The organism is Streptomyces sp. NPDC001617, assembly GCF_053596855.1.
Genome location: NZ_JBSFHA010000001.1, coordinates 256,253 through 279,491 on the forward strand (window position 1 = coordinate 256,253; position 23,239 = coordinate 279,491).

The 23,239-nt window shown below is 71.0% G+C and carries 22 protein-coding genes and 1 pseudogene; 12 read left to right on the top strand and 11 right to left on the bottom strand.

All coding sequences use genetic code 11. The features are described 5' to 3' along the window. Window positions 1–44: 44 nt before the first annotated feature. From ACWC09_RS01255 to ACWC09_RS01270, 4 genes are read right to left on the bottom strand one after another with little or no spacing between them, the layout of a single operon-like run. Entirely contained in the window at window positions 45–1,091 is a 1,047-nt protein-coding gene (locus ACWC09_RS01255; protein WP_450847284.1) for an NADP-dependent oxidoreductase, read from the bottom strand. 6 nt (window positions 1,092–1,097) lie between these two features. Then, on the bottom strand, window positions 1,098–1,313 hold the full coding sequence (locus ACWC09_RS01260) for a transposase (RefSeq protein ID WP_450847286.1): 216 nt from the start codon (window positions 1,311–1,313) through the stop codon (window positions 1,098–1,100). Between the two features lie 8 nt (window positions 1,314–1,321). Next, window positions 1,322–1,648, bottom strand: a complete 327-nt coding sequence (locus ACWC09_RS01265) for a 2Fe-2S iron-sulfur cluster-binding protein (RefSeq protein WP_450847288.1) — start codon at window positions 1,646–1,648, stop codon at window positions 1,322–1,324. Beyond that, the gene (locus ACWC09_RS01270; protein WP_450847290.1) at window positions 1,633–3,039 is read right to left on the bottom strand and encodes an aromatic ring-hydroxylating oxygenase subunit alpha; all 1,407 of its coding nucleotides are present in this window, start codon (window positions 3,037–3,039) and stop codon (window positions 1,633–1,635) included. Before ACWC09_RS01270 ends, ACWC09_RS01265 begins: the two co-directional genes overlap by 16 nt. A 374-nt stretch (window positions 3,040–3,413) precedes the next feature. On the opposite strand from ACWC09_RS01270, the gene ACWC09_RS01275 reads away from it, so the two are divergent. From ACWC09_RS01275 to ACWC09_RS01290, 4 genes are all read left to right on the top strand, one after another. Further along, window positions 3,414–4,556: a substrate-binding domain-containing protein gene (locus ACWC09_RS01275; protein WP_450847292.1), complete on the top strand. Its 1,143-nt coding sequence runs from the start codon at window positions 3,414–3,416 to the stop codon at window positions 4,554–4,556. 66 nt (window positions 4,557–4,622) lie between these two features. Then, complete coding sequence (locus ACWC09_RS01280) at window positions 4,623–6,191, top strand: sugar ABC transporter ATP-binding protein (RefSeq protein ID WP_450847294.1); 1,569 nt, start codon at window positions 4,623–4,625, stop codon at window positions 6,189–6,191. A 27-nt stretch (window positions 6,192–6,218) separates the two neighbouring features. Then, window positions 6,219–7,349 (top strand): ABC transporter permease, encoded by a 1,131-nt coding sequence (locus ACWC09_RS01285; protein WP_450847296.1) that lies wholly within the window; start codon window positions 6,219–6,221, stop codon window positions 7,347–7,349. A 2-nt stretch (window positions 7,350–7,351) separates the two neighbouring features. Further along, window positions 7,352–8,395 carry an NAD(P)-dependent alcohol dehydrogenase gene (locus ACWC09_RS01290; protein WP_450847298.1) on the top strand — a complete coding sequence of 348 codons (1,044 nt, stop codon included), beginning with the start codon at window positions 7,352–7,354 and terminating at the stop codon, window positions 8,393–8,395. Between the two features lie 36 nt (window positions 8,396–8,431). On the opposite strand, the gene ACWC09_RS01295 is transcribed toward ACWC09_RS01290, so the two are convergent. The 3 genes from ACWC09_RS01295 to ACWC09_RS01305 all read right to left on the bottom strand — a co-directional run bounded on the left by ACWC09_RS01295 (window position 8,432) and on the right by ACWC09_RS01305 (window position 11,316). Continuing rightward, complete coding sequence (locus ACWC09_RS01295; protein ID WP_450847300.1) at window positions 8,432–9,229, bottom strand: ThuA domain-containing protein; 798 nt, start codon at window positions 9,227–9,229, stop codon at window positions 8,432–8,434. 3 nt (window positions 9,230–9,232) lie between these two features. After that, complete coding sequence (locus tag ACWC09_RS01300; protein WP_450847302.1) at window positions 9,233–9,997, bottom strand: SDR family NAD(P)-dependent oxidoreductase; 765 nt, start codon at window positions 9,995–9,997, stop codon at window positions 9,233–9,235. A gap of 80 nt (window positions 9,998–10,077) precedes the next feature. After that, window positions 10,078–11,316, bottom strand: coding sequence for an acyl-CoA dehydrogenase family protein (locus ACWC09_RS01305; RefSeq protein WP_450847304.1), 1,239 nt, complete (start codon window positions 11,314–11,316; stop codon window positions 10,078–10,080). Between the two features lie 193 nt (window positions 11,317–11,509). On the opposite strand from ACWC09_RS01305, the gene ACWC09_RS01310 reads away from it, so the two are divergent. The 7 genes from ACWC09_RS01310 (at window position 11,510) to ACWC09_RS01340 (ending at window position 18,802) form a co-directional block, all read left to right on the top strand. After that, on the top strand, window positions 11,510–13,048 hold the full coding sequence (locus tag ACWC09_RS01310) for an AMP-binding protein (RefSeq protein ID WP_450847306.1): 1,539 nt from the start codon (window positions 11,510–11,512) through the stop codon (window positions 13,046–13,048). 39 nt (window positions 13,049–13,087) lie between these two features. Further along, window positions 13,088–13,693 carry a histidine phosphatase family protein gene (locus ACWC09_RS01315; RefSeq protein WP_450847308.1) on the top strand — a complete coding sequence of 202 codons (606 nt, stop codon included), beginning with the start codon at window positions 13,088–13,090 and terminating at the stop codon, window positions 13,691–13,693. A 30-nt stretch (window positions 13,694–13,723) separates the two neighbouring features. Next, window positions 13,724–14,914, top strand: coding sequence for an acetyl-CoA C-acyltransferase (locus ACWC09_RS01320; RefSeq protein WP_450847310.1), 1,191 nt, complete (start codon window positions 13,724–13,726; stop codon window positions 14,912–14,914). A 19-nt stretch (window positions 14,915–14,933) separates the two neighbouring features. Continuing rightward, window positions 14,934–15,899, top strand: a complete 966-nt coding sequence (locus tag ACWC09_RS01325; RefSeq protein WP_450847312.1) for a PDR/VanB family oxidoreductase — start codon at window positions 14,934–14,936, stop codon at window positions 15,897–15,899. Between the two features lie 247 nt (window positions 15,900–16,146). Next, the gene (locus ACWC09_RS01330; protein ID WP_450847446.1) at window positions 16,147–16,548 is read left to right on the top strand and encodes a Crp/Fnr family transcriptional regulator; all 402 of its coding nucleotides are present in this window, start codon (window positions 16,147–16,149) and stop codon (window positions 16,546–16,548) included. A 343-nt stretch (window positions 16,549–16,891) separates the two neighbouring features. Beyond that, window positions 16,892–17,767, top strand: coding sequence for a universal stress protein (locus tag ACWC09_RS01335; protein WP_450847313.1), 876 nt, complete (start codon window positions 16,892–16,894; stop codon window positions 17,765–17,767). A gap of 363 nt (window positions 17,768–18,130) precedes the next feature. Further along, window positions 18,131–18,802 (top strand): CBS domain-containing protein, encoded by a 672-nt coding sequence (locus ACWC09_RS01340; RefSeq protein WP_450847314.1) that lies wholly within the window; start codon window positions 18,131–18,133, stop codon window positions 18,800–18,802. A 248-nt stretch (window positions 18,803–19,050) separates the two neighbouring features. On the opposite strand, the pseudogene ACWC09_RS01345 reads toward ACWC09_RS01340, so the two are convergent. After that, window positions 19,051–19,134: pseudogene (locus tag ACWC09_RS01345) on the bottom strand (universal stress protein); the annotation flags it as partial. Window positions 19,135–19,233: 99 nt separating this feature from the next. Between ACWC09_RS01345 and ACWC09_RS01350 the strand changes: the two are divergent. Then, complete coding sequence (locus ACWC09_RS01350; protein ID WP_450847315.1) at window positions 19,234–20,106, top strand: universal stress protein; 873 nt, start codon at window positions 19,234–19,236, stop codon at window positions 20,104–20,106. Between the two features lie 424 nt (window positions 20,107–20,530). Here the strand turns inward: ACWC09_RS01350 and ACWC09_RS01355 are convergent, their stop codons facing one another. The 3 genes from ACWC09_RS01355 to ACWC09_RS01365 are packed head-to-tail and all read right to left on the bottom strand — an operon-like array spanning window position 20,531 to window position 23,237. Continuing rightward, on the bottom strand, window positions 20,531–20,782 hold the full coding sequence (locus ACWC09_RS01355) for an acyl carrier protein (RefSeq protein ID WP_450847317.1): 252 nt from the start codon (window positions 20,780–20,782) through the stop codon (window positions 20,531–20,533). Then, a complete protein-coding gene (locus ACWC09_RS01360; RefSeq protein WP_450847319.1) occupies window positions 20,779–22,236 on the bottom strand; it encodes a 2-oxo acid dehydrogenase subunit E2 in 1,458 nt (485 codons plus the stop codon). Before ACWC09_RS01360 ends, ACWC09_RS01355 begins: the two co-directional genes overlap by 4 nt. A gap of 2 nt (window positions 22,237–22,238) precedes the next feature. Then, the gene (locus ACWC09_RS01365; RefSeq protein WP_450847321.1) at window positions 22,239–23,237 is read right to left on the bottom strand and encodes an alpha-ketoacid dehydrogenase subunit beta; all 999 of its coding nucleotides are present in this window, start codon (window positions 23,235–23,237) and stop codon (window positions 22,239–22,241) included. Window positions 23,238–23,239 lie beyond the last annotated feature (2 nt).

Consider the following 23,239-nt stretch of genomic DNA (forward strand, 5'->3'; position numbering starts at 1 on the left):
CCGCGGATGTCGCGGTGGGCGCCCCCTTTGTGTGTACCGGTGAGCTACGCGCGGGCGTACGCGCTGTCGTCAGCCAGGCGGACCAGCATCTTGCCGATGTTGCCGCCGTCGAGCAGGGACAGTAGTGCCCCCGCGGCGTTCTCCAGGCCGTCCACGACCGTCTCCCGCGCGGTGATCCGGTCCTCGGCGAGCCACCCCGCGACCCGCTGCTCGAACTCCGGCCGCAGGTCGTCGTGGTCGCGGACGATGAAACCGCACAACGTCAGCCGCTTGAGGACCGCCTGGATCAAGTGGTTGATGTCCACGGTCCGCCGGTCGCCGCCGAACTGCGACATCATCCCGCACAGGGCGACCCGGCCACCGGTCCGCAGCGCGTGCAGAGCCGCGGCGAGCTGCTCACCGCCGACGTTGTCGAAGTACACGTCGATGCCGTCGGGTGCCAGCCGGGCCAGCGCGTCGCGCACCGGCCCGGCACGGTAGTCCGCGGCGGCGTCGTAGCCGAACTCCTTGACCAGTAGGGCGCACTTGTCCGGCCCTCCGGCGGTGCCGATCACCCGGTCCGCGCCCAGCAGGCGCGCGAACTGGCCGGCGGCGGTGCCGACGGCCCCGGCCGCCGCCGACACGAAGACGGTGTCGCCGGGGCGCACCGCCGCGATCCTGGTCAGGCCCACGTACGCGGTGAATCCGGTCTGGCCGAGCAGCCCCAACCAGGTGGGCAGCGGGGCGAGTTGCGGGTCGATGCGATCCGCCCCGTCGGTGTCCGCCCCGTCGAGTACGACCCGCTCCCGCCAGCCCAGCTGGTGACGTACGAAGGCGCCGGGCGGTACGGAGGAACAGCGGCTCTCCTCCACGACACCGAGGGCCCGGCCGTCGAGCGGTGATCCGGGGGTGAAGTTGTGCGTGTAGTGCTTCTCGGTGCTCTCCAGCCGCCCGCGCATGGACGGGTCGACGCTCATGTACAGATTGCGGACGAGGAGTTGCCCCTCACCCAGGGACGGCAGGGGGCGTTCCTCGACGGTGAAGTCATCGAGGGCCGGCGCCTGGGCGGGGCGGCGTACCAGACAGACCACCCGTGTGGTGCGAAAGGACACGGAGACTCATCCTTCCGGCTGGGGCGCGGTGCGCCGCTGTGCGAGGCGGCCGACCCAGCCGGCCATCTGAAGGTCGGCGTGGCGCAGTTCGCCCGACTGCCACCGGGCCTGGAAGTCGAAGACGCCCTGCGCCCCGGTCCTGGGGTCGGTCACCTCGACCAGTCCGTCCTCGGTGAGCCGGTACACATGCCCGGTCAGCGGGTGGATCACTTGCTTGGACATGTGGGGTCTCACTCCTGCACTCGGCGGCGCACGCCGCGCTTGGTCACGGTCACCGGGCCCTCGACCCTGAGCCGGCAGGCGAGCCGGGTCAGGCCGTCCACCGGCCTGCGCAGGGCCTCGATGCCCTCGCGCTCCAGCGGGCCCACGGGCGAACAGTTCTCGGTGCCCTCCTCCACCCGGACGAAGCAGGTACGGCAGGTGGCCTTGCCGCCACAGATGGTGGGCCAGCGGTAGCCGAGGCGCTGGGCGGCGGTGAACAGATCCTCGCCGTCGAGCACGTCGAGCTCGATGCCGGAGGGTCTGACCGCCACCCGGTGGGTCACTTGTTCATCCACTGGTCGAGCGTCTGGTTGAAGTGGCGGATGCGGCTCTCCTGGTAGTTGGCCAGGGTGATGCCCGGCTTGCGCATCGCCTTGAGGCCCTGCTGGACGTAGGGGAGGTTTTCGCAGTCCTGGTCGAAGACGGGGCCGAGTACGCCCAGTTCGGGGATGTCGGCGAAGAGCATGTCCTCCGGCACCCAGCGGATCTTCACCGGGGACGGCATCTCGCCGGGCTGCTTCGGGGACGACATGAAGATGATCTCCGCGGTGCAGGAGTCCGGGTCGAGGCCGTTGGGCCGGAACCGGTAGATGATGTTGGACTTGGCGCCGCCCCAGGGGTTGAAGTTGGGGAACAGCAAGTAGTTGATGGCGTCCAGCAGTTCGGTGTCCGCGGTCTCCGAGAAGTCCTGCTGCGAGGTGGCCGCCAGTTGCTCGCGCATCCGCTCGGCGAGGACCTGGCGCGCGGTGCCGCCGGGCGGGATCGCCGGCAGTTCGTCACCCTCCTGCATCACCAGGTCGCGGCCCTGGGCCGCGGCATAGAACGCACGCGAGTCGTAGAAGGTCTCCAGGACGTCCTCCTCCGTGACGGAGTCCGCCACGTGCGGGCTGGGCGCGCCCTGAATGTTGATCATCCGGTTCCAGTTGGGCTGGTCCGCCATGACGTCGTACTGGGAATTGGCGTCGGCCAGCCACGGCAGCATCTGCGGGTGCGTGGCGATCACGTGGAAGGACTCGATGAACGCGTCCTGTGCGACCTTCCAGTTGCAGGGCAGCACCTTGGCGATGTGCAGCGACTTGTAGCGGTTCTCCAGTGGCCAGATGTAGTACTCGTCGAAGGTGCCGCGGTAGGAGTCGAAGGACTCCGCGTACGGGTCCATGTTGATGAAGACGAAGCCGCGCCAGGTGGCCACCCGGGCCTCGGGGAGGGCGAACTTCTCCGGGGTGACGTGCGGGAAGTCCCAGGCGCAGGGCGGGGTCTGCATCGTGCCGTCGAGGTTCCAGGCGAAGCCGTGGAACGAGCAGCGGAACTCGCTGACGTTGCCACCGCCGGTGCGCAGTTTGCGTCCGCGGTGCAGGCAGACGTTGACGAAGGCGCGGATCTCGTCGGGGGCAGTGCGCACGACGATGAGCGAGTCGTCGCCGATCTCGTAGACCTCGTGGTCGCCGACCTCGGGAATCTCGCTCTCCAGGCAGGCGAACTGCCAGACGCGCCGCCACACCTGCCGCATCTCGCGTTCGGCCCATTCGCGGGAGGTGAAGCGGTCGGTGTCGATGTCCTCGCTGCCGAGGTGGTCGTTCCGCTCGTACCTCAGGGCGGGGGGAACCGGGCGGCTGTCCTGGTCGAGGTAGTCCTGGACGCTGGGCCCGGGGCACCGCGCCGTGGCCGGCTCCGATGTTTCGTCCATCATCTCTCCTCAGGCAGAAACTTTAGAGTGAGTGTAGTTACCGGTCACGGTCAGGAGCAACACTCACGACGATGAATGAAGCCGGCATCTTCCGAGGTCAAGACGGAATCTGCCGATGAATCGCGAATTTGTTGCCGCGCACCTCTCCCCAAGCCCGCCGAGGCGTGTCACACTCCGACCCACTTGAGGCTGTAGTGCCTCATAAGTTTCTCCGCTCCGGGACGGTCTCTGTCCATCCCGGTAAGCACCACTTGCGTGCCGTCCCGCCCCGGGGCGACACGGAATCGTTCCGCCTGACCGGAGCCGAGCGCCGCGGAAGCGCGAGCGACGCGGGTCGCGGCAGCCCAGGCGCCACACCACGGGAGTACTCAACGATGAGTTCCAGACCCGGTCGCGCGGTCCACCGCGCCCTCACCGCGATCGTCCCCGTCACCGCACTGCTCACCCTGACGGCGTGCGGCGGCAGCACCACTCCGGCCGCCGGCTCGTCGCAGGCGGCGGCGCCGGGCTCCCCCGGCCTGACCGCCGCGCGCGCGGCCCTGAAGAAGTACGTGGAGCGCCCGGCCGCGATCTCCGTCACCAAGCCCGTCGGCAAGAAGATCCCCAAGGGCAAGGAGATCGACTTCATCCTCTGCGGCGTCCAGTCCTGCAAGGACCTCGCCGACTTCTTCACCGTCGCCGCGGGAGAACTGGGCTGGAAGGTGAAGCAGATCGCCACCCAGGGCACGCCGGAGTCCGTCCAGGCCGCCTATGCACAAGCCGTACGCGACAAGCCGGACGCCGTCATCTCCTCCGGTTTCCCTCGCGCCGTCTACACGAAGCAGCTGGCACAGCTGAAGGCGGCCGGCATCCCTGTCATCCAGTCGAACGCCGACGACGTGGCGGGCGACGGAATCTCCCTGCTGACCAACGGTCCGAAGGCCGTCGGCACCCAGGGCAAGATGCTCGCCTCGTGGGTGGTGTCGAACAGCGGCGCCAAGGCGAACACCGTGTACTTCGATCTGCCGGCGTACACGATTCTCAAGCCCGTCAAGGACTCCTTCACGGCCAACTACAAGAAATGGTGCGCCGATTGCGCGCTGGACAACGTCGACGTGCCGATCACCGCGGTGGGCAAGGACATGCCGGACCGCGTGGTGTCGTACCTCCGGTCACACCCGAAGGTGACCCATGTCGTCTTCTCCCTGGGCCTGCTCAACGTGGGAGTACCGAGCGCGCTCAAGACCGCCGGCATCACCGGTAAGCACATCCTCGTCAACGTCGGTGACGCGCAGAACTACCAGTACATCCAGAGCGGTCTCACCGACGGCGCGATGGCGCTGAACTCCCACGAGACGGCCTGGCTCCAGGCCGACGCGCTGGCCCGGCACTTCACCGGTCAGTCCATGGCCGTGGACCAGAAGGCGGTGCTGCCCAGCATGCTCGTCACCAAGGACAACCTGCCCTCCGCCGACGGCGACTTCCCGATCGTCGAGAGCTACCAGGAGCAGTTCAAGGCGCTCTGGGGCCTGAATTGACCTGGTTGACCGCCGCCGGCTCGCAGCCGGCGGCGGCACCCTTCCGCACCCACGGACGGAGGACCAGTGCACACTGACACATCGTCAGGAACACGGCAGGACAGGGACGGTGCGTCGCGGCAGGCGGACCGGCCGGCGTTGCGGGTGGCCGCACTGTCGAAGAGATTCGGCGGCACCCAGGCACTCAAAGACGTCGATCTCGAGGTCTCACCCGGCGAGATCCACGCCCTCATCGGGCCCAACGGCTCCGGCAAGTCCACCCTCATCAAGATCCTCGCCGGCTTCCACCACGCGGAGCCGGGTGCGGTGGCCGAACTCGACGGCGAGCCCTTCGACCTCGGCCATGCCACCGATTCCCGCCACGACCGGCTCCGCTTCGTCCACCAGGAGCTGGGGCTGGTGGGCGAGTTGAGCGCCATCGACAACCTCGCGCTCCGCCACGGCTTCGCCCGCACGGCCTTGGGCAACATCCGCTGGCCGGAGATGGAGAGGCGGACGATCGCCCTCGTCGAACGGTTCGGTCTCGGCATCGACGTGCGCCGTCCCCTGGCGACGGCGACCCCCGTTCAGCGCGCGGTGGTGGCCATCGCCGCCGCGCTGCAGGGCTGGGACGGCGGCCGCGGTGTCCTGGTGCTCGACGAGCCCACCGCCGTGCTGCCGCCCGGCGAGGTGGCCCGCCTCTTCGACATCGTGCGGGAGGTCCGCGACGCCGGCGCGAGCGTCCTGTACGTCTCGCACCGGATGGACGAGATCTTCGCGCTCGCCGACCGGGTCACCGTCATCCGCGGCGGACGCCGGATCGCCACGCGCCCGGTCGCCGAGCTCACTCCTCGCTCGTTGGCGGAACTCATGGCGGGCGAGGAGGCGCAGAGCGACCACCGTCCGGCGCGCTCTTCCAGCCCCACCGACCCCGTACTGGAGGTCCGCGACCTGTCGGCCGGGCCACTGCGGGGAATCGACTTCGACCTGGCCAGGGGCGAGCGCCTGGGCATCACCGGTCTGGTCGGCTCCGGCCACGAGATCGTGCCGTACGTGGTGTGCGGGGCCCATGGCGGGCAGGTGAGCGGCCGACTGCGGCTGCCGGAACGCTCCGAGCGGTGGACCGAGGCGCGTGACGCCGACACCCTGGGCCTTCCCCTGGTCCCCGCGGACCGGGCGGTCGAGGGAGTGATCGGCGATTTCTCGGTCGGCGAGAACCTCACCCTCCCGCTCCTGGACCGACTGCGCGCCCGGGCCGGGCGACTGCACCGGCGCCGCGAGTCCGCCCTGGCGGAGGACTGGATCCAACGGGTCGGAGTACGTACGGCCGGACCCGGGGCGCGGATCACCACCCTGAGCGGCGGCAACCAGCAGAAGGTCGTCATGGCCCGCTGTCTGGCCCAACGCCCGCCCGTGCTGGCGCTGTGCGAACCCACGGCGGGCGTGGACGTCGCCACCCGCCTGCAGCTGTACGACCTGATAGAGCGTCAGGCGGACGAGGGCATGGGCGTCATCGTGTGCTCCTCCGACACGCAGGACCTGCTCGCGCTGTGCACCCGCGTCCTGGTGGTGCGCGACGGCCGGATCGCACGGGAGATCAGCGGCCGGGACATCACCGAGCCCGCGCTCGTGCACGCCATGGAAGGAACCGAGTGACATGAGGCTTGGAAGGGACCGTCTGACATGACATCCACACCGACCCGGGCGGCGGAGCTGCCGCCGTCCGCACCGCAAAGGTCCGCGGTGTTCGTCCCCGGGGCACTGGGCCGGCGGGCGGTGACCGCCCTGTCGTTCCGGAACATCGGCGCCGTATACGTGTGGCTGGTCATCGTCGTGCTCTTCTCCGTGTGGGCGCCGGACACGTTCCCGACCATCATCACGGTCAAGCAGGTACTGAACGGCAACGCCGTGGCCGGCCTGGTGGCACTCAGCGTCGTACCGCCACTGGCCGCACGCGTCTTCGACCTCTCGGTCGCCTACACCATGTCGCTCACCAGTGTGCTGACCGCTCACTTCCTGGTCTCCGCCGGACTCGGTCCCGGCGCGGCGATCACCCTGGCGATGACCGCCGCGCTGCTGATCGGAGTCGTCAACGGGATCGTGGTGGTGGTCCTGCGCGTCGACTCGTTCATCGCCACGCTGGCCACCGGCGCGCTGATCCAGTCACTGATCACCATGGTCACCAACGACAGCTCCATCACCGGTGTGCAGCTCCTCGCCAAGCCGTTCGCGAGCATCGCCCAGCTGGACGCGGGCGGCATCACCCTGCCGGTGCTGTATCTGCTGATCGCCGCGGTCACCATCTGGTTCCTGCTGGAACACACCGCCACCGGGCGCCGGTTGTACGCGACCGGCTTCAACGCCGACGCGGCCCGGCTGCAGGGCGTGCGCACCAACCGGCTGCGCTTTCTGACCCTGGTGGCCTCCGCGCTGCTCTCCGGTTTCGCCGGAATCGTCTTCGCGTCCTCGGTCGGATCCGGCTCGCCGACCGCGGGCACCCCGTATCTGCTGTCGGCCTACGCCGCCGCCTTCGTCGGGGCGACCCAGTTGCGCGCGGGCCGCTTCAACGCCTGGGGCACGGTGCTCGCGGTCCTCCTCCTCGGCACGGGCATCACCGGACTCGGGCTCGCCACCAGCGCGCAGTGGGCCGCGAGCCTGTTCACCGGCTCGGTCCTCATCGTGGCGCTGGTCCTCACGGGTGGCCGGATCACCCTGCCTGCTGTGCTGCGCCACCGGAAGGGAATCCCTTCGAATGCCGGCGCCGAGACTCCCACGGAGAGCGGCACCCCGCCTGCCACCAGCAAGGAGATCTGACCATGAAGGCTGTGCAGTACCGGAGGGTGGGACACGCTCCCGAGGTCGTCGAGGTTCCCGTGCCCGAACCGGGCCCGGGCCAGGTGCTGTTGCAGGTGACGGCGGCGGGGCTGTGCCACTCCGACCTGGCGGTCATGGGCTGGCCCGAGGAGCAGTTCCCCTACCCGCTGCCGATGACGCTCGGCCACGAGGGAGTCGGCACGGTCGCGGCCGTGGGCAGCGGCGTCACGGCGGTGGTGGAAGGCGACGACGTGGCGGTGTACGGCCCGTGGGGCTGCGGACACTGCCACCACTGCGCCCAGGGCAAGGAGAACTGCTGCCCGCGCGCCGCCGGGCTCGGCATCCTGCCGCCGGGACTCGGCTCCCCCGGTGCGCTCGCCGAGTACCTGCTGGTGGACTCGCCCCGCCACCTGGTGCCACTGAACGGACTGGACCCGGTGCAGGCCGCCCCGCTCACCGACGCGGGGCTGACGCCCTATCACGCGATCAGGAAGTCACTGCCCAAGCTGGTCCCGGGCAGCACGGCGGTGGTGATCGGGGTCGGCGGCCTGGGTCACCTCGCCGTACAGCTGCTCCGCGCCCTGACACCGGCCAGAGTGGTCGCCCTCGACGTGAGCAAGGAGAAACTCGAGCTGGCACACACCGTCGGCGCCCACGAGACGCTCCTCTCCGACGGCGCGGCGGCCGCAGGGGTGCGGGAGCTCACCGGCGGAAGGGGAGCGGAAGTGGTGCTGGACTTCGTGGGAGCCGAGGCGACGCTCGCGGTGGCCGCGGCGTCGGTGGCGGTGGCGGGCGACGTGACGATCGTCGGCATCGGCGGCGGCACCCTGGCGGTCGGCTTCGGCGGCGGGCTGCCGTTCGAGGTGTCCGCCTCGTTCCCCTACTGGGGCAGTCGCCCGGAACTCATGGAGGTCGTCGAACTGGCGCGACAGGGGCTGGTCTCCTCCCACGTCGAGACCTTCACCCTCGACGAGGCACCGACGGCCTACGAGCGTCTGCACGCCGGCGACATCAACGGCCGCGCGGTGGTACTGCCGCACGGATGAGCCGCGACCCGTGCAGGGCCGGCGCCCGAGCCTCGCTCAGGTGCCGGCCCGCTCCTCTGCCGGGTTCCGCCCGCTCACCGTCCGTTCCACGCACCGCCGCAGCACCGTCATGAACTCCGGCGTCTCCCACGGCCCCCGGTCCACCCGGCCGGTGTCGTCCACGCCCAGGTCCTGTACGTCGTAACGGCCCCTGCAGTGCCCGAGGGTGAAGTAGCAGACCTCGCCGAGACCGTGCCGTTTGAGATACAGCACCGGTCGGGGCGCGGCGTCGAGGGCCGCCGTGTCACCCTCGGCGAATCCGCGGCACGGCCCCGTGTACTCGGCGTGCAGCAGCACCTCCGATTCCCCGTGCAGCTCGCACACGTACAGCTCGTCGGTGACCGTGAACGGGCCGACCCCGGCGACCAGCGGATGCTCGGGCCGGGTCACCCGCACCTCGTACGGCTCGATCGGCGGATGGGCCAGGAACTGGCTGCCGAGCACCGACGCCACCTCCCCCAGGAGCCGCGGGGTCGTGAACACCCGAGGCCCGTCACTCGCCGACGGCTCGATCACCGCGTTGGTGCCGTGCAGGGCGAGCCAGCGCCCGCCCCGCCCGACGAACCGTGCGAGCGCGGCCCGCTGTGCCGGGCGGGGCCGGACGTCACAGGTGTAGGTGACCAGCAGGTCGGCCTGCTCGAGCGCGGCCACGCAGTCGTAGTCCTGATACACGGTGGTGCGCACCCGTGGATGCTCACCGAGCAGCTCCAGCAGCCGGAGCCGCGCGTAGTCGAAGTCGTGCCAGCGGCCGCCGCAGACCAGTACGGCGTCCAGGCGGCCGGCCGGGCCCGCCACGGCTCAGTACTGGACGCGGGTGAGCAGCCCGCCGTCCACCACGAGGTTGACCCCGACACAGAAGGAGCCGGTCCGCCCGAGCAGGAACGCCACCGCCGCGGCCACGTCCTGCGCGGTGCCGTAACGGCCGATCGGGAGCTTGGCGAGCACCTCCTCGTACACCTCCGGGCGGCTGGTGCGGATGGTCTCCCAGGCGCCGCCGGGAAAGTCGATCGGGCCGGGCGAGACGGTGTTGACGCGGATGCCCTTCGGCGCGAGGGCGTGCGCGAGGGCCGAGGCGTGCTGGACCACGGCTGCCTTGAGCGCGGAGTACGAGTTGGCGCCGGCCGGGCGCGCGGTGTCGGAGGCGTTGGTGGTGCCGATGGCGACGACGGCGGCCCGGTCGGAGGCCTCCAGGTGGGGCAGGGCCGCCTCGACGAGTCCCGCGAACGGGATCAGGTCGCCGCGCAGGCTGGCCTCCCAGGACTCGGGGCCCTTCACGTTGCCCGCCGACACGTTGGACACCAGCAGGTCCAGGCCGCCGAGTTCACCGGCCGCGCGCTGCACGAAGCCCGCGAGCGCGGCCGGGTCGGTGACGTCGACCGGTTCCGCGAACACCGTGGCGCCCTCGCCGCGCAGTTCGGCGGCGGCCTTGGCCAGGCCTTCCTCGCCGCGGGCGCACAGGGCCAACTCGCAGCCCTCGGCCGCCAGGGTGGTGGCGATCGCCCGGCCGATGCCCCGGCTCGCGCCGGTCACCAGCGCCTTCGCGCCTGTCAGTCCCAGATCCATCGAGGTCACTCCTTTGTGATTGCCGAATGCGATTGCCGAATGTGACGACCGAATGCTGCTGCTGAAGAGGACCCGGTCCCTCAGTTGCCGGGAAGCCGCGAGAACGGCATGCGGTCCACCCGCGGCTCCGGCGGCAGCTTCAGCACCCGTTCGCCGATCAGGTTGCGCTGGATCTGGTCGGTGCCTCCGGCCAGCCGGTAGCCGGGGGCACCGAGCAGGTGCTGTGCCCAGGCGAAGGTGCCCGCCTCCCCGGTGTCGGCGCTGATCCGCGCCCCCATCAGCTCGGCGGCGACCTGTCCTGTGCGGGTGAGCAGGTCGGAGGCCATGAGTTTGGTCAGCGACGCCTCCGGGCCCGGCCGGCCGCCGGCGGCGCTCGTCCTGGCGACGCGGTCCACGGTGGCCGCGCGCAGGGCGGCGCGTACGTACAGGTCGGCGAGGCGCTGGCGGACCAGCGGATCTCCGGTGCGGCCGAGGGAGCGGGCGAGCGCGAGGACGTCCGCGAACGTGCCGCCCTTGCGACGGTTGCCGCCGCCGGAGGCGGTCCGCTCGAAGGCGAGGGTGGTGGTGGCGACCTCCCAGCCCTGGCCCGGTCGCCCGATCCGCAGCCGGTCCGGAACACGGACGCCGCTGAGGAAGACCTCGTTGAAGGAGGCGCCGCCGCTCATCTGACGGATGGGGCGCACCTCCACGCCGGTGGCGTCCATCGGGACCAGGAAGGCGGTGATGCCGGCCTGTTTGACCACGTCCGGGTCGGTGCGGGCGAGCAGCAGACCGTAGTCGGCGAACTGGGCGCCCGAGGTCCACACCTTCTGACCGTCGATCACCCACGCGTCGCCCTCCTGGCGGGCACGGGTGCGCAGGGCCGCGAGGTCGGATCCCGCACCGGGTTCGCTGAAGAGCTGGCAGGCCAGCAGGTCGGTGCGCAGGAACGCGCGCGCGTATGTGTCACGCTGCTCGGCCGTCCCGAACAGGGAGACCGCCATGCCGACAAGGCGCACCGTGACGCTGATCAGCTCGGTCGACGGGGGCACCTCGAAAGCGGACTCCTCCTCGGCGAAGGCCGCCACATGGGCGGCGGTCAGGCCCGCGCCGCCCTTGTCCTCGGGGAGGGTCAGCGCCTGGTACCCGGCGTCGAAGCGGGCGCGCTGGTAGACGCGGCAGCGCTCCAGGAGCAGGCGTTCCTCGTCCTCCGGGAGGTTGTGGAACACGGCGAGGTCGGCGGCCCCTCCGCCGGACTGCGGAGCCCGCGCCGGTTCGAGCACGCCGGTCAGCCACTGCCGGACCTGTGTGCGCCATGCGTCCGGATCGGGCTGGGACATGGCTCCTCCTCGGATACTTACCAGACGGAAGTTTCAGTAACGATGATCGGGAGTGCACCACCCCAACCCGTGAACCATGGGGTAATGACTTCGTCTGGGACCAGAGTGTTCCTTACTTTCTTGATAAACGCTACAGTCTCCGCATCCCCTCTCCCCTCGAATCGGGAGAGGCCCAGTAGCCGCCGGAGGAGCCATGTCGCTGCTGCCACTCGACCGTCGCGCCCAGGAGACACCCGACGAGCCCGCCCTCGCGGACGACCTGGGCGTGCTGTCCTGGTCGGGCCTTGCCGACCAGGTGGCGCGGGCGACGGCACGGCTGCTGGAGCTCGCGCCCGGCCCCGACGACCGGATCGCCGTCCTCGGCGACAACGCGATCCCGACGCTGGTGGCCCATCTGGCGGGCCTGCGCGCCGGAGTGGGGACCGTGGCCACGTCCCGGAACCTCACGTCGGGCGAACTCGTCGACCAGATCATCGACGCGGGCGCGACCGGAATCATCGCCGGACCGGTCGGCGCGGGCGCCGCCCTCGACGCGGCCCGGGAACTGGGCCTGCCGGTCGTGATGCACGGAACCCCGGCAGTGGGGCACGCCTTCGACTGGGACCTGTGGCTCGCGGCCGCGCCCACCGGGCGCACCGTCCCCACGGACCGGCCCGCCCGGCCTCCGCTCGTCTACACCTCGGGAACCACCGGACGGGCGCGCGGCACCGAGGTGCGCTGGGTGAGCGGCCCGGTCGCCGACAGCTCCGCCTACCTCGCCGCGATGGCCGCCCGGCCCGGGTTCCCGCCGGGGCCGCACCTGGTGTGCGGCCCGCTGCAGCACAACGCGCCGCTGACCTCACTGCGGCACCTGGTGGCCGGTCAGCCGGTGGTCGTCCTCGGCAGGTACGACGCGGAGACGTTCCTCAGCCGTGTGCAGAAGTGGCGGGTCTCCTCGACGGTGATGGTGCCCACCCACTTCCAACGGCTGCTCGCCCTCCCGGAAGACGTCCGCGCCCGCTACGACGTCTCCAGCCTGCGGCAGGTCTCCCACACCGGCTCCGCGTGTCCGCCGGACGTGAAGCGATCCATGATCGACTGGTTCGGCCCGGTGCTGACCGAGTCGTACGGCGCCAGCGAAGCGGGAACCGTCGCCCGCATCAGCAGCGCCGAGTGGCTGGCGCACCCGGGCTCGGTCGGGCGTGTCCGGCCCCCGTTCGAGGTCCTGGTCACCGACGACGACGGCCGGCAACTGCCGCCCGGCGAACGCGGACTGCTGGCCTTCCGGGCTCCGAAGGACCAGGGCGTCCGCTACCACGCGGACCCGGACAAGACCAGGTCCGCCTATCTCTCCCCCGGCGTCTTCACGCTCGGCGACATCGGCTACGTCGACGCGAACGGCTACATCTTCATCACCGACCGGGCCGCGGACGTCGTGGTCTCCGGCGGCGTGAACCTGTACCCGGCCGAGAGCGAGGCGGTCCTGCGGCAGCACCCGGCGGTCGCCGAGATCGCGGTCATCGGCGTGCCCGACCCGGACTTCGGCGAGTCGCTGCGGGCCCTGGTCGTGGCCGCGGCGGACGCGCCGCCGGCCGAAGAGCTGGACCGGTTCTGCCACGACCGCCTCGCCGCCTACAAGTGCCCGAAGTCGTACGAGTTCGTCCCCGAGCTGCTGCGCAACGCGATGGGCAAGCTCGACAAGCGTGCGATGCGCCGCCCCTATTGGCGCTCGGAACGGACCATCGCCGGCTGAGCCGACCCGCCCGCCCCTCACACGTACGAAGGATCACCCATGACCGAACTCCTCCTCGTCCGGCACGGCCTCCCCCTGGCGGGCGTGTTCGACCCGGGGCTGTCGCCGGAGGGCAGCGCCCAGGCCGAGCGCCTGGCCGCCTGGCTCGTGCACGAGGACATGGACGCCCTGTACACCAGCCCGTTCCAGCGCGCCCGGGAGACGGTGGCTCCCCTGGAACGGCTCACCGGCATGACCGCCACCGTCCTCGACGACCTGCGCGAGTGGGACACCGACGTCTCCCACCCCTACATGCCACCGGAGCAGATCGGCGCGGAGGATCCCCGCGCGGTGGCACTCGCCGAGGGACGCTACGAGGACTTCGTGCCCGATCTGGACTGGGACGCCTTCCGCGCGCGTGCCGTACGGGCCATGGACACCGTCTTCGACGCCCATCCCGGCGGCCGGGTCGCGGTCGTGTGCCACGGCGGGATCACCAACACCTACCTGGCGACGGTGCTCGGCCTGCCCACGATGTTCTGGTTCCACCCCGGCTACACGTCCGTCAGCCGGGTGCGGCGCATGCCCGGCGGCCGGATCGTTCTGCACTCGGTGAACGAGACGGCCCACATGATCGCCCGACGTGCCGTAGACGCGGCCGCCTGACCCCGCCCCACACCCCAGGAGGTCCCAGCCATGCCCGGATCCGTCATCGTCGCCGGAGCAAGGACGCCCATCGGCAGACTCATGGGCGCCCTGAGCGCGGTGCCCGCGGTCGACCTCGGCGCCCACGCCATCGGCGCGGCGCTGGCCGCCGTGCAGCTGGACCCGGCAGCCGTGGAAGCCGTCATCATGGGCCATGTCGTGCAGGCCGGGGCCGGCCCCAACCCGGCACGGCAGGCCGCGATCCGCGCCGGCATTCCGTTCTCCGTCCCCGCGAGCACCGTCAACAAGCTCTGCCCGTCCGGTCTGCACGCCATCGCCCTGGCCGACCTCATGATCGCCTCCGGCCGTCACGAGGTGGTCGTCGCCGGTGGCATGGAGTCCATGTCGGGCGCCCCGCACCTGCTGCGCGGATCACGCGCCGGATGGAAGTACGGTGCCACCGCCGTCGAGGACGCCCTCGACCGCGACGCCCTCGTCTGCGCCTTCGACGGCGTCTCCATGGGCGCGGCCACCGAGCGGTACCAGCAGCCGTACGCCCTGACGCGCGAGGAGCAGGACGAGTACAGCGCGCTGTCCCATCAACGGGCCGCCCGGGCGCAGGAGTCGGGTGCGCTGGCCGAGGAGATCGTCCCGGTCACCGTGGGCGGGCGCCGGGGCGAGACGGTGGTCGACACCGACGAGGGCGTACGGCCGGGGAGCACCGCAGAGAGCCTGGGTCGGCTCAAGCCGGCCTTCTCGGGGGCGGGCACGATCACCGCGGGCAACTCGTCGCAGCTGTCCGACGGCGCCGCGGCCGTCGTCGTGATGAGCGCGGAGCGCGCCCTGCGGGAGGGCCTGACCCCGCTCGCCGAGATCGGCGCCTATGGCACGGTCGCGGGTCCCGACCCGTCGTTGCTCGTCCAGCCGGCCGGCGCGGTCCGCGACGCCCTGTCCCGGGACGGCCGGCTGAAGTGCGCCGATCTGGACCTGTTCGAGATCAACGAGGCGTTCGCCGGTGTGGCCCTGACCTCCGTACGGGAGCTGGACATCCCCCTGGACAAGGTGAACGTCAACGGCGGCGCGATCGCGCTCGGACACCCGGTCGGCATGACCGGAGCCCGGCTGGTGCTGACCCTCGCGACGCAACTGCGACGGCGCGGAGGCGGCAGCGGAGCGGCGGCCCTGTGCGGGGGCGGCGGCCAGGGCGACGCGCTGCTGCTTCATGTGCCGACGCAGGACTGAACCCCGGAGCTGAACCACGATGAACGACCAACTGCCCGCCTGGACGACCCTCACCGTGGCGACCCGCACCCCCGCCGCCGACGGCGTCGTCTCCCTCACCCTGCGCCGCCCCGACGGCGGTGCACTCCCCGCCTGGGCGCCGGGCGCCCACATCGACGTACTCCTGGACGGCGACGACGGCGACCTGATCCGGCAGTACTCCCTGTGCGGGCACCCGGCCGAACCTGCGGCCTGGCAGATCGCCGTGCTGCGCGAGCCACGGGGCCGTGGCGGCTCCGCGTACGTCCACGACCACCTGTACGAAGGCTCCACCGTGCGGGTCCGCGGACCGCGCAACAACTTCCCGTTGCGGCCCGCCGCACGCCATCTGTTCATCGCCGGCGGCGTCGGTATCACGCCCCTTCTTCCCATGGCGGAGGCCGCCGAGGCCGCGGGAGCCGACTGGCTTCTCCTGTACGGCGGCCGTACCCGCACCTCCATGGCGTTCCTCGACCGTCTCGCCCCGCACGGGGACCGCGTGCTCATCCGCCCGCAGGACGAGTACGGGCTGCTGGACCTCGCCGCCCATCTCGGCGTGCCCGAGGAGGGCACCCTGGTGCACGCCTGCGGTCCCGAACCCCTGCTGCGAGCGGTGCAGGAGCAGTGCGCGGGCTGGCCCCCCGGCACGCTGGGCGTCGAGCGGTTCGCCCCCGCGCAGACAGCCGGGTCCGGACCGGCCGAGGCCTTCGAGCTGGAGCTCGCCCGCTCCGGGCTCACCCTCACCGTGCCGCCGGACCGCTCGGTACTCGAAACCGTCGAGGCGGCCGGTGTCGCGGTGGACTTCTCCTGCCGGGAAGGCACGTGCGGCACCTGCGAGACGGACGTACTGGACGGCAAGCCCGACCATCGCGACTCGCTGCTGACCGGGGACGAGCGGGCCGCCGGCGACACCATGCTCATCTGCGTCTCGCGCTCGTGCGGGCCGCGCCTGGTCCTCGACCTGTGACGGCGATCACCTGCCTCCGCCCGGGTTGCGCCGCGCCGGTTTGCAGCGATGGTGGAGTCATGCGGCCGGGCCGCAGACGCCGCTGGGTCCGACCCCCCGTCATGGCTTTCGCGTCGGCCGCGTGCTGAGACGTCCGTGACCGGACAGGAGCCCGTCTCCACTTCGGGGTCGCGGAGAAGGGACGGTGATCGTGGTTGCGAGGACCGGCGTTTTCGGCGCCCTGACCAAGGAGCATCGCGAGCAGCTCATGTCGCTCGCTCGCGAGGTGTCGTTCGCGGCAGGCGAGCGCATCTTCAACGAGGGTGGCAAGGCCGACCGCTTCTGGATCATCCACACGGGCACGGTGGCTCTCGACCTTCACGTGCCGGGGAGACAGCCAGTGGTCGTCGAGACCCTCGGTGCCGGAAGACTGCTGGGCTGGTCCTGGTTGGTCCCTCCCCATCAATGGCATCTGGGGGCCGAGGCCGGCAGCCCGGTGCGTGCCTACGAGTTCGACGCGGCGGCGGTTCGTGAGATGTGCGCGAAGGACGCGGGGCTGGATCACGAGCTGTGTACCTATGTCTCCGGCGTGCTCGCGCGCCGGCTCAGGTCCGCCCGGGTGCGGTTGCTCGACCTGTACGCGCCCTACGGTGCGGGCGAGGTTCCCTGACGAGGCGAAATGACGCAGACGGTCGTGGCTGCCGGACGCGACGCGCCCTCCAAAGAGATCGTCCGGACCATGCAGCAGTGGAAAGTCATCTGCCCACGGAGCAGTTCCGCGACAGCGACCTGAGCCTCTTCGAGCAACGCCGGAAGGACACCTGCTGAAGGTCTTCCTGCGGTCGGACGACGACATCGCGGAGGAAGTCCGCCGCACCGTGGTGTCCCACCTCTTCCCGGCCTTCAGCCACGCCATCCACGTAAACGTGCACCAGCTCACGGAGACAGCAGCAGTCCGGACAGCGGCCACACTCACCGTCCTTCCGGCTTCGTACGAGACGGAGGCAGTCGCCATGGAACGAGCCCTCACCGTTGGCCTCGACGGCTCACCCGAGAGCCTCGCCGCTGCCCATTGGGCCGCCGACGAAGCCCAGCGGCGCAGGCTCACCCTGCGCCTCCTGCACGCGTGGCCCCTGCTGGCGCCTGAACCGACCCACGTCCCCTCGGAAATCGACCAGAACTACTGGGCGAAGCGGCTCGTGCGCAACACCCAGGCGGAACTCCAGTCGCACCACCCGGGTCTCACCGTCGTCGGCAACCTGGTCGCCGACGACGCCCAGGACGCACTGATCCAAGCGGCGTCCGAGTCGGAGATGCTCGTGCTCGGCTCGCGCGGCCTGACTCCCGTGGAGAGCTACTTCCTCGGTGACATCAGCATGTCCGTCGTGGCAAGCGCCGAGCGGCCCGTGGTCCTCGTACGCGCCGACAAGCGTGCGGAAGAGCCCTCGTCGCCTGAGTCAGGTGCGGCAGGCGACGTGGTGGTGGGGCTGAAACTGCGCGGCCTCTGCGACGACCTGCTCGAATTCGCCTTCACCACCGCAGCGGCTCGGGGCGTGCCCCTCCGTGCCGTTCATGGCCGCGGCATCCCGATCCACGCGTACGCCCCGTGGGGCGTGGACCACACCGTGACCCAGGAGATCATCCACGACGCGCAGAAGCACCTGATCCAGGCCGTCCGCCCCTGGCGCGAGAAGTTCCCGGGCGTGGCCGTGACGGACGACATCCGCCTCGAAAGCCCCGCCAGAGTCGTCGTAGCAGCCGCCGAACGCGCCGAACTCCTGATCGTGGGCCGACGCGCCCACCACGCCCCGGCACCACACCTGGGTCCCGTGGCCCAGGCCGCCGTCCACCACGCACGCTGCCCAGTCGCCGTCATCCCTCATGACTGAGCCGAGCAGCTGCAGGGCGCCGGTGATGTCGGACCCGCTCGGCGACACGGACGCGCCGCTGCCGGCCGCCGTCTGGGCAATTGCCACGCGGGACCTGCGGCGCTCGACGGCGCCACGCCCTGCTCACGTCCGACTCTGCTGCCGGTGGCTCCCGCCGGGTGCACTGACCGGCGAGACGACGGGCACCCCGGACGAAGGCGAAGGGCCGCAACCCGGTCCTGTGCCGCTCGGTGGAGGCAACTGGGGTGCGCTCCTCGTTGGCCCGGCCCGTGCGCCCACGACGCCTGAAGTGCAGGCGTTCGCCAAGGGACGGACAGTGGAGAGAGGACCTGCGCCACGAGCGTCCGAGGAGGGAGCGGTGACATGCTGCATCGACTGGTCGGAGACCTCATGACCACGGCCGTGGTGAGTGTGCGGCGAGACATGGGCTTCAAGGACATTGCCCAGCACCTCGCGGAGTACGACATCACCGCGGTACCCGTCGTCGACGACCAGGGCCGCCCGGTCGGCGTGGTGTCGGAGGCGGACCTGCTACGCAAACAGGAAAGCCAGGCGGATCCGGGCGGACACCTGACCGCCGCGCATCTGCTGCCCAAGGAAAGCGCCAAGGCTCACGCTCTGACCGCCGAGGGACTGATGACAAGCCCCGCCGTCACGGCGCGGCCGCAGTGGTCGGTGGTGGAGGCGGCCCGTGCCATGGCCCGCCACCACGTCAAGCGGCTGCCCGTCGTGGACGATGCCGGCCGGCTGGTGGGCATCGTCAGCCGACATGACCTGCTGCACGTCTTCCTGCGGCGAGACGTAGCCATCCAGGAGGAGATCACGACGGATGTGCTGACCCGGACCCTCGGCCTGCGACCCGGCGAGGTCACGGCCCAGGTCACCGAAGGACGGGCGACGCTCAGCGGCACCGTGCCGCAGGAGAGCCTCATCCCCATCGCGGTACGCCTGTCGGAGAGCGTCGACGGTGTCGTCGACGTCACGAATCACCTCCGCGCCGCGAGCGAGACCACAGCCGGTGCACCGGGGCGGTGACCCTCATCCGCCGTGGACGAGGTGCGATCACCGCCTCCGGGCGGCGGACTCGGCTCCGTCAGTGGCGTGGCTCGACGTACCCACGAGGGGACTTCAGGCCCCACGACACAGGGCGACGGCGCGCCGAGCGTGGAGAAGCCGAGGGCACACGAGGAGGAGGCAGTCATGACCAAGTCACCGTACGCAATCGTGGCCGAAGAGCCGCCGCGCACAGCAGCGACCGGAATCCGTCACGCACCGCCCGGCGGTCATGGCCGCTCCCTTGCTCGTACGACGGCGACCGGGCAGTGCGTGTGGTGCAGCAGTGCCTGGCTGACCGAGCCGAGCAGCAGGCGACGGCGGGCCGTCCACTCCCACGACGACCGGGTCCATCACGGCACCTCCCGAACCCGCCGCGGGCCGAGCCGGCACGGGAATCTGCTGGAGGTGCCATGAGCGGTGCGCACGGGCGTGAGCCGATCGTCGTGGGCGTCGACCCCGATCCCTCGAGGCGGCTGGCACTCGCCTGGGCCGCCGACGAGGCGGATCGCCGTGGCCTGCCGGTGCGGCTCGTCCACGCCCAGGGCGTACCGACGGGTGGATACCGCTCTGGCGAGGCACTGCCGTCCTGGGAGGAGTGGAACCAGACGCTTCACGAAGCGGGCGCCGAGGTACTCAAGGAGGCGGTGGCCTTCGTCGAGTCCCGGCGGCCGACGGTGGAGGTGTCGACGGTGCTGGCGGAAGGAGAGCCCGCGTGGGTGCTGCGCGAGGAGGCGCGGAGTGCCTCGCTGGTCGTGGTGGGTTCCTGGCATCTGAGTACCCGGCGCGAAATGTTCACCTCCGCCTCCGTGGCGCTGCCTGTCTCCGCTCACGTTGCCTGCCCGGTCGTCGTCGTTCCGGAGCCCGAGCACATCACCCAGGAGCCCGCGTACTTCGTCGTCGGCGTGGACGGCAGTCCGCACGCGGCCGCGGCGGTGGATGTGGCGTTCGAGGAGGCGGCCCTGCGCGGAGCGACTCTCAGGGCCCTGTACGTGTGGCATCCGCCGCTCCTCGGCGTCCTGGACGAGGACGCCGCTGTGCGGGAGTGCCGCCGGGTGCTGTCCGAGACGGTCGCGGGCCGGACCGCGACGCACCCGGAAGTGGAACTGCACCACGAGGTCGTCCTCGGCCACCCGGTGCGGGTCCTGGCGGAAGCCTCGGAGCACGCCCTGGGCCTGGTCGTGGGAACCCGCGGGCACGGAGGGTTCACGGGCATGCTCCTGGGCTCGGTGAGCCAGGGAGTGCTGCACCACGCCCACTGCCCCGTCATCATGGTCCCGGTGTGAGGCGCCGATCGGGCCGGTTCCCTGCCCTGTACCGCCCTCGTGGGGCCGGCCGACCCGTCCCACGATGAGAGGGCGCGGCCGATCGGGGGCGGCACACCGGCGGGACGGCCGCCGAACTCAAGCGCCTGCCCGTGGCCGACCATCACGGTCGGCTCGTCGGTGTGGTGGGCCGGCACGATCTGCTGTTGCCCTGATCCGCGACGACGCCGAGATCCTCGGCGAGGTCGAGTCCCTGGTCGGCCGGCACCTGCTGGATCCGCACGCGGTCGAAGTCACCGTGGATCACTGCGTGGTGAGCCCGTCGGGGAATGTGGACAAGGCACTCGTCCCCGAACTGCTCGCCTCGGTAGGGGACATCGACGACGTGGTGGGTGTCATCGACAACACCGAAGCGGTTTGATCCGTTCACGTCCGCAGAGGGCACTCAGCCCGAGCGGGCGACGAGAAAGTCGGCACTGCCGGACAGGGTGGTCAGCCGGGGCGTGTCCTCGTCCTCGATGCGGACGCCGGACCGTTCGCTGAGGACCTCGACGAAACTCAGGAAGTCCAGGGAGTCCATCTCCAGCACGTCACGGAACGCGTCGTCGGGCCCCACGGCGGCGAAGTCGGCGTCCGGGATGACCCGGGAGATCGATTCCCTCACCATTTCCAGTGCGTCGGTTCGGTTGATGTTCACAGCTGCTCCGGGTTCTGCAGGAGGCGGGTGACCGCCGTGAGGTAGCGTGCGCCGACGGCGCCGTCCGTCGCTCGGTGGTCGGCCGAGAGGGTCGCAGTGACGACGGGCCGCACGCCCAGCAGGCCATCGACGGCGCACGGCCGGTCGACCACGCGCCCGAAACCGACGAGGGCCACCTGCGGCGGGGAGATCACTCCGAACACGGCCTCGACACCCTGATCTCCGAGATTGGTGACCGTGATCGTGGCGTCCGACACCTCGGAGCCCCGCAGTCTGCCCGTACGGGCCCGGGTGACCAGGTCCTTCAGGGCCGTCATCAACTGCGGGAGTGTCAGAGTGTCGGCGTGCTGCAGCGCGGGGGCGACAAGCCCTCCACCGCGCAGCGACACGGCCACGCCGAGGTGTACGCCCTCGCCGGCCGTGAAGTGGTCGTCGGTCCAGGAACCATTGAGCTCGGGGACGTCCCGTGCCGCCAGGGCCGCCGCCTTGAGCAGCAGGGCAGCGGGAAGCAGCCGTTCACCGACCGGGCTGCGCCGATTGTGCTCGTGCAGCCAGTCCATCGCGGCGGCCATGTCCACGGTCGTGGAAAGGTAGTAGTGGGGGATGTCCCGGTTGGCGCGGCTCATCAGACCCGCGATCGCCTGCCGCATGGCCGCACCCCGGTCCACCGAGGGACGCTCGCCGGACGGACGGACCGTGGGGGTGCCGATCTTCGCGGAGGGGGCCTCGGTCGCAGGGCCATGGGCCGCCCGGCGTACATCCGCCGCACGGACGGCCAAGTCCTTGCCCGTCCCCTTCACCGTGGCCAGATCGACGCCCGTTTCGGCCGCGAGTCGCCGGGCGAGAGGGGTTACCCGCAGGCGCGGTGGCCGGGCGGCCGCCGCTTCCTCGACGTCGGTTCGAGTGACGCGTCCTCCGGGTCCGGAACCGTGCAGTGTCTCCAGGTCGACGCCGCTTTGCTCCGCCAGATGCCGGACCAGGGGACCTGCCTCGGTGTGGACGCCCTGTCGAACGGTGGTCAGTACCGGGACCGGGACCGTGGCGGGTTCGGGAGGCGGGGACGGGGGCTTGGCAGGCTCGCCCTTCCTCGGCGCGCGACGGGCCGCTCGTCGCTTCGCCGCCCTCTCTGTCTCTCCAGGACCCTCGGGTTGCCCGGCCTTGCGCGGCTCTCGGGTCGTGTGCGGCTTCTCCCCTCCTTCCGGGGGCTCGGGTTTCTTCGCCGGCACCCCGATCAGCGCGAGCGGTGTGCCCACCGGCACCGTCGTGCCGGGCTCGACCAGCAGCTCGGTCATGGTTCCGGTCTCGAAGCACTCCACCTCGATGGTCGACTTCGCGGTCTCGACGACCGCGACCGGATCGCCCCTGTGGACGAGGTCGCCGGGTCCCACCAGCCACTCCAGGAGCGTTCCCTCGTCCATGTCGGCGCCGAGGGACGGCATGGTGAACTCAGCCATGGTCAGTCCACCGCCCGGTGGGCGGCCGCGACGATGTCGGCGGTCTGCGGCAGGGCGGCCTCCTCCAGCTGACGGGCGTACGGGATGGGCACCTCCGCGCTGCACACCCGCTCCACGGGCGCGTCCAATTCGTAGAAGGACTCCTCGGCGATACGGGCGGACACCTCGGCGGCGAAGCTTCCCGTCCGCCACGCCTCGTCGACGACCGCCGCACGGTGGGTACGGGCCACGGAAGCGGCGACGGTCCGGGCGTCGAAGGGCCGGAGCGTACGCAGGTCGATCACCTCGGCGCTGATGCCCGCGGCGGCCAGCTCGTCCGCCGCCGCGAGGGTCTTGGGCAGCGAACCTCCGTACGTGATCAGGGAGATGTCCGTGCCGGGTCTGCGGATCGCGGCGTGGTCCAAGTCCAAGGGTGCGCCGGCCGGAAGGAGTTCGCCGGAGGCGTTGTAGAGGCTGCCGTGCTCGAAGATCAGTACGGGATCGGGGTCCGCGAGTGCGGGGGCGAGCATGTGGCGCGCGTCCTCAAGGGTGGCGGGGGCGAGGACCCGGATGCCGGGGATGTGCGCGTACCAACCCTCCAGGCTGTGCGAGTGCTGCGCGGCGAGCTGCCGTCCCGCGCCCGTCGTCATGCGGATGACCAGCGGTACGGCCAGTTGGCCGCCCGACATGTGCAGCAGGGTGGCGGCGTTGTTGAGGATCTGGTCGAGGGCGAGCAGGCTGAAGTTGACGGTCATGATCTCGACGACGGGCCGCAGCCCTGCCAGGGCGGCGCCGATGCCGGCGCCCACGAACGCGGACTCCGACAGCGGGGTGTCGCGGACGCGTTCGGGGCCGAACTCCTCCAGCAGACCGAGGCTGACACCGAAGCATCCGCCGTAGCGGCCCACGTCCTCGCCCATGAGAAAGACGCGGTCGTCGGAGCGCAGGGCGTCCCGGAGCGCTTCGCGCATCGCCTCCCGGTAGGTCGTCTTCGCCGCCTCCGGCCGCTCACCGTCCCCCATGG